Raw genomic sequence first — 9,190 nt, 5'->3', positions numbered from 1 at the left:
CGCGGTGGCTCGACGTTGCGCGCTCCGGCCGGGCGCGCAGGGCCAGGCTGCAGCCCGGCGGCCGGCGCAGCTGCGGCCGGGGGGAACACCGGCGCGCGTTGGGTCTCGGCTCGTGACGTCACGATCGTGGCTGCCATCCCGGTCGCCGCAGGCGCGCTGGCTTCCTGTTCGAACGCCTCCTCCGTCGCGTCGGCCGCCGCCTGCCGCGCGCGCAGGCGCCAGATCGGGCCCAGCCCCATCTCGCGCAGCACCGCGTCGCGGCGGGAGGACAGGCGCGGCGCCATCACAGCGCGCGCCTCATCACGACCGCATCCTCGCGCCCGTCGGCCGCGGGGTAATAGCCGCGCCGGCGACCGATCTCGACGAAGCCGCTGCGCGCGTAGAGGCGCAGCGCGGCGGTGTTCGAGGGCCGCACCTCGAGGTAGAAGTCGCAGGCGCCGCGCGTCCGCGCGCCCTCCGCCAGCCAGTCGAGGAAGCGCGTGGCCAGGCCCTTGCCCTGCAGCGCGGCGACGATGCCGATGTCGAGCAGGTGGGCCTCGTCGAGCACGTTCATCACGATCGCGTAGCCGGCGGACACGCCATCGCACGAGAGCACCCAGGCGTCGTAGCCGCTGGCGAGCGAATCGGCGAAGTTGCCGCGCGACCAGGGGTGGGCGTGGAGCTCCGCCTCCCGCTCGCTGACCCAGTCGAGGTCTTCCTCGCGCATCGACGCGAAGGCGAGCGCCTGCATCAGGCGCGCCCTCCGCGCGCGAGACGCTCGGCGGTGGTGAGGGCGACCTTGTCGCGCACGTACAGCGGCGCTGCCAGCTCCGGCGCCACCAGCCGGCCTGCGCGCGCCTGGATGGCGCCGAGGCGGGCGACCTCTTCGGCGCGCGGATGCAGGTCGGGCAGGCAGGCGACGAGGCGCCCGGCGGTTCTTGCCTCGAGCTCCTCCGGCCAGGCGCGGAAGGCCGATCCCGCCGCGCTCCACTCGCCCGGCGGCAGCTCGAGCTCGAGCGGCGCGCAGCAGCGCGGCACGCCCTGGGGCTGGGGGACGCCTGCGGCGTCGGTCACGAAGGTCGCACAGTAGATCTCGCCCATGCGCGCGTCGGTCGCCACCAGCACCCGCGCCGCGCCCACCTGCAGCGCGAGCGCCTGCAGGCTTCCGATCGCGGCCACACCGAGATCCGCCGCCAGCGCGATGCCCTGCGCGACGCCGCAGGCCAGGCGCAGCCCGGTGAAGGCCCCGGGCCCGGCGCCGAAGGCGACCGCGTCGAGCTGCGCCACGGCGAGCCCGGCCTCGGCGAGGAGCTCGCGCAGATCGCGCAGCACCGCCTCGGAATGATTGGCCGCGCCCTGGATGCGCCGGACGAGCAGCTCGTCGCCGTGCAGCACCGCGACGCTGCCGTGCTCGGTGGCGGTTTCGATGGAGAGGATGTTCATGGGGCCGCCATTCTACCGGCAGCACGCCGTTTCGTACGCCGAAGGACCCATGCTGGCGTGGCGGCAGCCGCGGAGCCGCGCTTGCGATACCCACCGCGCACGTTTGACCGCCCCATTCGCCGCTCCTGCCGGGGCTCCCGCACGGGCGCTCAGCGCTGCGGCTTGCGGCCCGGCTCCTCGCGGTAGGCGCCGCGGGCGGCGTCGCGCATGTGGCGACGCAGGTCGGTGCGCTCTTCCTCGCTCATCCGCCGGCGCTCGCGCGCGCCCTCGCGGTCCTTGCGCTGGTCGCTCAGGGTGTCGCGCCACTCGCGACGCTCCCCCTCGCCGGCCGGACGGAAGCGCTGGGACTGCTCCTCTCCGCCGACGTGGAAGCGCAGCTGCGCCCTCGCCTCGGTCGGGGCCAGGGCACAGAGCACCAGCGCGCCGCAGACGATGGAGGCGCGCACGCCCGCAAGCGGGGCCGCGTTCGGCGCGAAGGGAGTGAAGGAAGACGGAACCGGCAAGGAAGTCATGAAGGCGGGGCGCAGGTCCCGCTCGCCCTGTGGAGGCGCGGCACCCGCGGAGAAAAGCGATGACTGCACCTTACGGCAAACCGGCCGGTGCGCAAAGCCTCCGCCTCCGGTCCGCAAACTGCTTTGTAAGGCGATATTGCCTGCTCGTCCGAGCCTTACGAAGGGTTACCGCAACGGCCCCGCCGCGAGCGCCGGGAAGGCTGGCACCGTCCCGCGAGTCAGGCTAGCATTCCACTCATGAACCAGAAAAATCGCTATCGCATTCTCGTGGTGGATGACGACGCGCGCCTGCGCGAGTTGCTGTCCCGCTACCTGCAGGAGCAGGGTTTCTCGGTGAAGGCCGTCGGCGACGCGCCGATGATGGATCGCGCCCTGCACCGCGAGCACTACGACCTGATCGTGCTCGACCTGATGCTGCCCGGCGAGGACGGGCTGGCGATCTGTCGGCGGCTGCGCGCGGCCGAGAACCAGATCCCGGTCATCATGCTCACGGCGAAGGGCGACGACGTCGATCGCATCGTGGGCCTGGAGATGGGCGCCGACGACTACGTCGCCAAGCCATTCAACCCACGCGAGCTGGTCGCGCGCATCCAGGCGGTGATGCGCCGGCAGCCGCAGACGCTGCCGGGCGCGCCTACGGCCGAGGACGAGATCGTGGTCTTCGGCCGGGTGAAGGTGAACCTGGGCACGCGCGTGCTGGTCCGCGACGGCGAGGAGATCCAGCTCACCACCGGCGAGTTCTCGCTGCTCAAGGTGCTGCTCACCCACCCGCGCCAGCCGCTGTCGCGCGACAAGCTCATGGAGCTCGCGCGCGGGCGCGAGTACGGCGTGTTCGACCGCGCGATCGACGTGCAGGTCTCGCGCCTGCGCAAGCTGGTCGAGGACGACCCGGCCAAGCCGCGCTACATCCAGACCGTCTGGGGCTTCGGCTACGTCTTCGTGCCCGACGAGCAGCGGAACGGAGAGGACAGCGGCGAGGGCAAGGGCGAAGCCCCCGAATCGCCCTCCGGCGGCGAGGACTGATGGCCGGCTCGGCCGAGGCCAGCCCGGCGCGCAAACGCCTGCTGCCGAGCACGCTGCTGTGGCAGACCTTCCTGCTGGTCGGCTTGCTGCTGGTCGTCGCGCTCGGCAGCTGGGTGCAGATCTTCCGTTACTTCCAGGAGCCGGCGCGCGCCCGCGACGTCGCGCAGATGGTCGTGTCGGTGATCAACCTCACCCGCACCGCGCTGATCAACGCCGACTTCGACCGCCGCATCGATCTGCTGATCGACCTGGCCGCGCTCGAAGGCATCCGCATCTATCCGGCCGAGGCCACCGACGAGCTCGCGCCGCTCGCCGACACCCGGCCGCTGCGCCTGCTCACCACCGACGTGCGCCGCCAGCTCGGCGACCACACCCGCTTCGCCTCGCGCTGGAAGACGCTCGACGGCTTCTGGGTGAGCTTCCGCCTCGACCCTGACGACGCCAACGACGAATACTGGGTGATGCTGCCGCCCGAGCGCATCGAGAACCCGGACGACTTCGGCTGGCTGGGCTGGGGAGGCGGCGCCCTGCTCGCCGCCCTGCTCGGCGCCTTCCTGATCGTGGCGCGGGTGAACGCGCCCTTGCGCCAGCTCGCGCGCGCCGCGCGCATGGTGGGCAGCGGCGAGCGCCCGCCTCCGCAGCCCGAGAGCGGCCCGCAGGAGATCGCGCTTGTCGCGCGTGCCTTCAACCAGATGGCGGGCAATCTCTCGCGCATGGACGAGGATCGCGCGCTGATCCTCGCCGGCGTCTCCCACGACCTGCGCACGCCGCTCGCGCGCCTGCGCCTGGGGATCGAGATGACGGGCGCGCCCGACGACGAGGTCACCGCGATGGTCGCGGACATCGACGAGATGGATCGCATCATCGGCCAGTTCCTCGACTTCGGCCGCGGCGACGCGCAGGAGCCCACCGCGGCGATCGACCTCGCGACCCTGGCCCGCGAGGTGACCGAGCCCTACCGGCTGCGTGGCGTCGCCCTGCACCTCGAGGTCCCCGAGAGCCTGTTCGCCCAGGTACGCGCGCTGTCGATCCGGCGCGCGCTCGCCAACCTGATCGACAACGCGCTGCGCTACGCCGGCGCGAACGCACCGCTGGAGGTGACGGTCTCCAGCGCGGGTGGGCAGGCACGCATCGAGGTCGCCGACCGCGGCCCCGGCATCCCCGAGAGCGAGATCGAGCGCATGCGCCAACCCTTCACGCGGCTGGAGAAGGCGCGCAGCAACACCAAGGGCGCCGGGCTGGGCCTGGCGATCGTCGATCGCGTCATACGCGCGCACCACGGCCGGCTCGAACTGTCGGCGCGCGCCGGCGGCGGATTGTGCGCCGCACTGTGCCTGCCACTCGCGGCGCCCGCCGGCGAACAGGATAGAATGCGGCGCTCCGCGCACAGCGAACCGGACCGACCATGAAATTCCTCTTCGATCTCCTGCCGGTGATCCTCTTCTTCGCCGCCTACAAGGTCGGCGGCGCCAACCCCGAGGCCTCGCACGCGCTCGCTGCGGGCTGGCTGGGCGACGGCATCGCGGTCTCGCAGGCCCCGATCCTGATCGCCACCTTTGTCGCCATCCTCGCCACCTTCCTGCAGATCGCGCTGGTGTGGGCCAAGCACCGCAAGGTCGACACCATGCTGTGGATCAGCCTGGCGATCATCGTCGTGTTCGGCGGCGCGACGCTGTTCTTCCACAACCCCACCTTCATCAAGTGGAAGCCCACCGCGCTGTACTGGCTGTTCGGCGCGGTGCTGCTCGGCTCGGCCTGGCTGCTCGGACGCAACCTCATCCGTGCCATGCTCGAGGCGCAGATCAAGCTGCCCGACCCGGTGTGGGCGCGGCTCAACCTCGCCTGGGCCGGCTTCTTCATCGCCATGGGCGTGCTCAACCTCTGGGTCGCCTACAACTTCAGCGAAGAGGCCTGGGTCAACTTCAAGATGTTCGGCGGCATGGGGCTGATGCTGGCCTTCGTGCTCGCCCAAGGGTTCTACCTGTCCCGCCACATGGAAGAGGAAAGCAACTGATGTTCTACGCCCTGATCGGTGAGGACGCTCCAGGCGCGCTCGAGACGCGCCTGGCCGTGCGTCCGCAACACGTCGCGCGCCTCGAGGCCTTGCGCGACGAAGGCCGCCTGCTGCTCGCCGGCCCGATGCCCGCCATCGACTCGCCCGACCCCGGCCCGGCGGGCTTCGCCGGCAGCCTGATCGTCGCCGAGTTCGACTCGCTCGCCAGCGCCGAGGCCTGGCTGCGCGAGGACCCGTACGTGCAGCAAGGCGTGTTCGCGCGCACCACCGTGCGCCCGTTCCGGAAGACCCTGCCGTGAGCACGACGAGGGTCGAACGCATCCGCGCCGCGCTGCAGGAACGCTTCGCGCCGACACGACTCGAGGTCGGCGACGACAGCGCGCTGCACGCCGGCCACGCGGGGGCCCGCGAGGGCGGCGGGCACTACCGCGTTTTCATCGTCTCGGAGGCCTTCCAGGGCTGCAGCAGAGTGCTCCGGCAGCGTATGATCTACGACGCGGTCGGGGACATGATGCACAAGGACATCCATGCCCTCGCCATCCGCGCGCTAACGGCCGCCGAGGCCGAATCACAAGGACATTGAAGGAATCTCCATGAAACATTTCCCGAGCCGTCTCGCCATCACCCTGCTCGCCGGCTTCCTCGCGCTGCCCGCCCTCGCCGCCTCCCCGGTGGCCAAGGTCAACGGCGTCACGATTCCCGGCGAGCGCGCCGAGGCCATGCTGACCGAGCAGCGCGCCCAAGGTGCGCCGGATGGCGAGCAGCTGCGCAACGCGGTGCGTGAAGAGCTGATCCGCCGCGAGGTGCTGAGCCAGGAAGCGGGCAAGAAGGGCCTGGACAAGAAGGCGGACGTCAAGGCGCAGATGGAGATGGCCCGCCAGGCCATCCTGATCCGCGCCTACCTGCAGGACTACGTGCGCGCCAACCCGATCAGCGACGCCGACCTGATGAAGGAATACGACTCGATCAAGGGCCGCATGGGCGACAAGGAATACAAGCCCCGCCACGTGCTGGTCGAGACCGAGGACCAGGCCAAGGCGATCATCGCCCGCCTGCAGAACGGCACCGCCTTCGAGGAAGTCGCCAAGGAGTCGCGCGACCCCGGCTCCAAGGAGCGCGGCGGCGAGCTCGGCTGGAGCAACCCGGCCATGTTCGTGAAGCCGTTCTCGGACGCCATGGTCCAGCTCGAGAAGGGCAAATACACCGCGACCCCGGTCAAGAGCGACTTCGGTTACCACGTCATCCAGCTCGACGACGTGCGCGACGTGCAGCCGCCCCCGTTCGAAGAGGTCAAGCCGCAGCTCCAGCAACGCCTGCAGCAGCAGAAGGTCGAGCGCCATGTGCTCGAGCTGCGCGAGAAGGCCAAGGTGGAATAAGCCCTCCTCGTTCGCGCCTGCCGGCACTCCTGCATGAAACCCGGCGCCGGGGTGGTGGGAGGCGCAACACCGAAGACAAGAAAAACCCGCTGCGGGGACACGCCCGGCAGCGGGTTTTTTGTGTCCCGCCCCCGCGCTCCTGCGCGGGGGCGACGACTGGTCAGAACAGCTCTTCGGTCAGCTCGAGCGCGCCCGGCGCGCCATTGACGACCGTGTAGGCCAGGCCGCCGGCCTGCGCGAGGACGTGGTCTGCGTAGAAGCGCGCGGTGACGATCTTGGCCTTGTAGAAGCCGGCATCGCCCTCGGCCGCTTCGAGCTTGCGCCTGGCGACCAGCGCAGCGCGCGCCATCTGCCAGCCACCCGCGACGATGCCGAGCAGCTTCAGGAAGGGCACCGAGCCGACCGAGGCCGCCTTGATGTCCTTCGAGTAGGTGGCGAGGAGGTAGGCCACGGCCTCTTCCAGCGCCGCGATGCCATTGCCCAGCGCGCGCGCGATGGCCGCGAAGGCCTCGTCCTGCACGCCGCCGACTTCGGCCTCGACCGCACGCATCATCTGCACGACGGCGCCGACGGTGGCGCCGTTCTCGCGGGCGATCTTGCGGCCGATCAGGTCGTTGGCCTGGATCGCGGTCGTGCCCTCGTAGATCGTGGTGATGCGCGAGTCGCGGAAGTGCTGCGCCGCGCCGGTCTCCTCGATGAAGCCCATGCCGCCATGCACCTGCACGCCGTCGGAGGTGACGTCGATCGAGTTCTCGGTGCACCAGCCCTTGACCACCGGGATCATCAGGTCGACGAAGGCCTGGTTCTGCGTACGCACCGCCTCGTCGGCGTGGTTGTGCGCCTTGTCGAAGGCGGCGCCGACGACGTAGGCGAGCGCGCGCATCGCCTCGGTCTTGCTCTTCATGTTCATGAGCAGGCGCCGCACGTCGGCGTGGTGCAGGATGTTGACCTTCGGACCACCGCGCACACCGGCGTCGGTGCCCTGGATACGGTCCTTGGCGTACTGCAGCGCGTGCTGGTAGGAACGCTCGGACAGCGCCAGGCCCTCCATGCCGACGGCGAAGCGGGCCTCGTTCATCATGATGAACATGTACTCGAGACCACGGTTCGGCTCGCCGACCAGGGTGCCGATCGCGCCGCCCTTGTCGCCGAAGGCGAGCACGGCGGTGGGGCTGGCGTGGATGCCGAGCTTATGCTCGATCGACACGCAGTGCACGTCGTTGCGCGCACCCAGGCTGCCGTCGGCGTTGACCATGAACTTGGGCACGACGAACAGCGAGATGCCCTTCACGCCCTCGGGCGCATCCGGCAGGCGGGCCAGCACGAGGTGGATGATGTTGTCGGTGAGGTCATGCTCGCCGTAGGTGATGAAGATCTTCTGGCCGAAGATCTTGTAGGTGCCGTCACCCTGCGGCTCGGCCTTCGAGCGCACCGCGGCGAGGTCGGAGCCGGCATTGGGCTCGGTCAGGTTCATGGTGCCTGTCCACTCGCCCGCGATCATCTTCGGCAGATAGAGGTTCTTCTGCTCGTCGGTGCCGCGCAGCATCAGGGCCTCGATGGCGCCGCTGGTGAGCATCGGGCACAGCGAGAAGGCCATGTTGGCCGATTTCCACATCTCCATGACCGCGGTGGCGAGCAGCTTGGGCAGACCCTGGCCGCCATATTCCGGGTCGCACGGCAGGGCGGTCCAGCCCGATTCGGCGAACTGCGTGTAGGCGTCCTTCCAGCCGGGCGCGGTGGCGACCTCGCCGTCGCTCCACTTCGCACCTTCCTGGTCGCCGGTCCAGTTCAGCGGGGCGAGCACGCCGCTGGCGAACTTGTCGGCTTCTTCCAGGATCGCGTCCACGAGGTCGGCCGAGACCTCCTCGTTGCCGGGCAACTGCATGACTTCGTCGAGACCGGCGAGCTCACGCATCACGAACTGCATGTCGCGGATGGGGGCGTTGTATTGACTCATTGTTGGCGCTCCGGAAAAGGTTGAACAGCCCTACTTGTCGAGCAGATAGCGGCGATCGTCGAATGCACTCACCCATTCGGGCCGATACACCACCATCAGCGTGATGATCGCGCCGCTGATCCAGCCCTCGGAAAAACCGAGCAGCAGGAAGAACGGCAGGTAGTCGCTCCACAGGAAGTCTGCGGAGTACGCGCCGGACAGCGCCAGCACGGTCGAGGCGGTCAGCCCCTGTGCCATCACGGTCAGCGCGGAACCGGCGAAGCCGGTCACGAAGATGAAGATGAAGAAATGCGCCGGCAGCAGGCGCTCGACCAGACGATGCAGGCCGCTCGCGAACGCGACCGGGACCAGCACCATCAGCACGAAGTTGGCAGGCCAGTCGTTCCACTCCAGCGTGCCGTTGACGGTGATCCCGCTCAGCGCCAGCGCGAGCGCGGCGACCGCCTTCCACGGCCCGAGCGCGAGCGTCGCCGCCATCGCACCGAGCAGGTGCAGGTTGAGACCGGGCTTGACCCCGGCCTTCATGCTCCAGATCAGCGTGAGACACACCGCGAAACCGAGCAGCAGGTTCAGATGCACCCCACCGCCGAGCTCCTTCCACGACAGCTTGCGCGCGAGCGCAATCAGCCCGAGCGCGGCGAGCGCGAACAACAGCCCCTCGACGCCAGCCGAAAGCAGCGACGCCGGGAGATCCATGCCCGCGCTCCTCGTGCCCGGTCAGAGCGCCCCGGTCAGTTCCGGCACCACCTGGAACAGGTCGCCCACGAGGCCGTAGTCGGCCACCTGGAAGATCGGCGCCTCCGGATCCTTGTTGATCGCCACGATCACCTTGGAGTCCTTCATGCCGGCCAGGTGCTGGATCGCGCCCGAGATGCCGACCGCGATG

At 69.8% G+C, this 9,190-nt stretch carries 11 protein-coding genes and 2 pseudogenes; 6 read left to right on the top strand and 7 right to left on the bottom strand.

Annotated features, from left to right (window positions below; translation table 11 throughout):
- The 4 genes and pseudogenes from C667_RS16745 to C667_RS16730 all read right to left on the bottom strand — a co-directional run.
- Positions 1–284, bottom strand: a pseudogene (locus tag C667_RS16745) (uracil-DNA glycosylase); the annotation flags it as partial.
- Positions 284–730, bottom strand: coding sequence for a ribosomal protein S18-alanine N-acetyltransferase (gene rimI / locus C667_RS16740; protein ID WP_004370748.1), 447 nt, complete (start codon positions 728–730; stop codon positions 284–286). The pseudogene C667_RS16745 and the gene rimI, both read right to left, overlap by 1 nt.
- Positions 730–1,422, bottom strand: coding sequence for a tRNA (adenosine(37)-N6)-threonylcarbamoyltransferase complex dimerization subunit type 1 TsaB (tsaB, locus tag C667_RS16735; protein WP_004370747.1), 693 nt, complete (start codon positions 1,420–1,422; stop codon positions 730–732). The genes rimI and tsaB overlap by 1 nt, the downstream gene beginning before the upstream one ends.
- Positions 1,423–1,571: 149 nt before the next feature.
- Positions 1,572–1,868, bottom strand: a complete 297-nt coding sequence (locus C667_RS16730; protein WP_004370746.1) for a hypothetical protein — start codon at positions 1,866–1,868, stop codon at positions 1,572–1,574.
- Between the two features lie 303 nt (positions 1,869–2,171).
- Here C667_RS16730 and ompR point away from each other — a divergent pair, with 303 nt between their 5' ends.
- Genes ompR through C667_RS16700 form a run of 6 tightly spaced genes read left to right on the top strand, consistent with a single transcriptional unit; the run spans position 2,172 to position 6,347 of the window.
- Entirely contained in the window at positions 2,172–2,957 is a 786-nt protein-coding gene (gene ompR, locus C667_RS16725; protein ID WP_004370745.1) for an osmolarity response regulator transcription factor OmpR, read from the top strand.
- On the top strand, positions 2,957–4,366 hold the full coding sequence (locus C667_RS16720) for a sensor histidine kinase family protein (protein WP_004370743.1): 1,410 nt from the start codon (positions 2,957–2,959) through the stop codon (positions 4,364–4,366). Before ompR ends, C667_RS16720 begins: the two co-directional genes overlap by 1 nt.
- Complete coding sequence (locus tag C667_RS16715; protein WP_004370741.1) at positions 4,363–4,971, top strand: septation protein A; 609 nt, start codon at positions 4,363–4,365, stop codon at positions 4,969–4,971. The genes C667_RS16720 and C667_RS16715 overlap by 4 nt, the downstream gene beginning before the upstream one ends.
- The gene (locus C667_RS16710) at positions 4,971–5,270 is read left to right on the top strand and encodes a YciI family protein (RefSeq protein ID WP_004370739.1); all 300 of its coding nucleotides are present in this window, start codon (positions 4,971–4,973) and stop codon (positions 5,268–5,270) included. Before C667_RS16715 ends, C667_RS16710 begins: the two co-directional genes overlap by 1 nt.
- Positions 5,267–5,554, top strand: coding sequence for a BolA family protein (locus tag C667_RS16705; RefSeq protein WP_004370738.1), 288 nt, complete (start codon positions 5,267–5,269; stop codon positions 5,552–5,554). Before C667_RS16710 ends, C667_RS16705 begins: the two co-directional genes overlap by 4 nt.
- Before the next feature lie 10 nt (positions 5,555–5,564).
- Positions 5,565–6,347, top strand: coding sequence for a peptidylprolyl isomerase (locus tag C667_RS16700; protein WP_004370737.1), 783 nt, complete (start codon positions 5,565–5,567; stop codon positions 6,345–6,347).
- 160 nt (positions 6,348–6,507) lie between these two features.
- Here C667_RS16700 and C667_RS16695 read toward each other — a convergent pair whose 3' ends face one another.
- From C667_RS16695 to C667_RS16685, 3 genes and pseudogenes are all read right to left on the bottom strand, one after another.
- Positions 6,508–8,304, bottom strand: coding sequence for an acyl-CoA dehydrogenase (locus C667_RS16695; RefSeq protein ID WP_004370735.1), 1,797 nt, complete (start codon positions 8,302–8,304; stop codon positions 6,508–6,510).
- 30 nt (positions 8,305–8,334) lie between these two features.
- On the bottom strand, positions 8,335–9,000 hold the full coding sequence (locus tag C667_RS16690) for an energy-coupling factor ABC transporter permease (protein WP_004370732.1): 666 nt from the start codon (positions 8,998–9,000) through the stop codon (positions 8,335–8,337).
- A gap of 21 nt (positions 9,001–9,021) precedes the next feature.
- A pseudogene (locus C667_RS16685) lies at positions 9,022–9,190 on the bottom strand (FAD-binding protein); the annotation flags it as partial.

The organism is Thauera phenylacetica B4P (assembly GCF_000310225.1).
Lineage (GTDB): Bacteria > Pseudomonadota > Gammaproteobacteria > Burkholderiales > Rhodocyclaceae > Thauera > Thauera phenylacetica.
The sequence above is the reverse complement of the archived record's forward strand: the minus strand, read 5'-3'. Positions and strand labels throughout refer to the sequence as shown.

Bases quoted from the DNA above. Each gene is read 5' to 3' on its own strand.
- rimI (WP_004370748.1), bottom strand. From the start codon at position 730: ATGCAGGCGCTCGCCTTCGCGTCGATGCGCGAGGAAGACCTCGACTGG.
- tsaB (WP_004370747.1), bottom strand. From the start codon at position 1,422: ATGAACATCCTCTCCATCGAAACCGCCACCGAGCACGGCAGCGTCGCG.
- ompR (WP_004370745.1), top strand. From the start codon at position 2,172: ATGAACCAGAAAAATCGCTATCGCATTCTCGTGGTGGATGACGACGCG.
- C667_RS16720 (WP_004370743.1), top strand. From the start codon at position 2,957: ATGGCCGGCTCGGCCGAGGCCAGCCCGGCGCGCAAACGCCTGCTGCCG.
- C667_RS16715 (WP_004370741.1), top strand. From the start codon at position 4,363: ATGAAATTCCTCTTCGATCTCCTGCCGGTGATCCTCTTCTTCGCCGCC.
- C667_RS16710 (WP_004370739.1), top strand. From the start codon at position 4,971: ATGTTCTACGCCCTGATCGGTGAGGACGCTCCAGGCGCGCTCGAGACG.
- C667_RS16700 (WP_004370737.1), top strand. From the start codon at position 5,565: ATGAAACATTTCCCGAGCCGTCTCGCCATCACCCTGCTCGCCGGCTTC.
- C667_RS16695 (WP_004370735.1), bottom strand. From the start codon at position 8,304: ATGAGTCAATACAACGCCCCCATCCGCGACATGCAGTTCGTGATGCGT.
- C667_RS16690 (WP_004370732.1), bottom strand. From the start codon at position 9,000: ATGGATCTCCCGGCGTCGCTGCTTTCGGCTGGCGTCGAGGGGCTGTTG.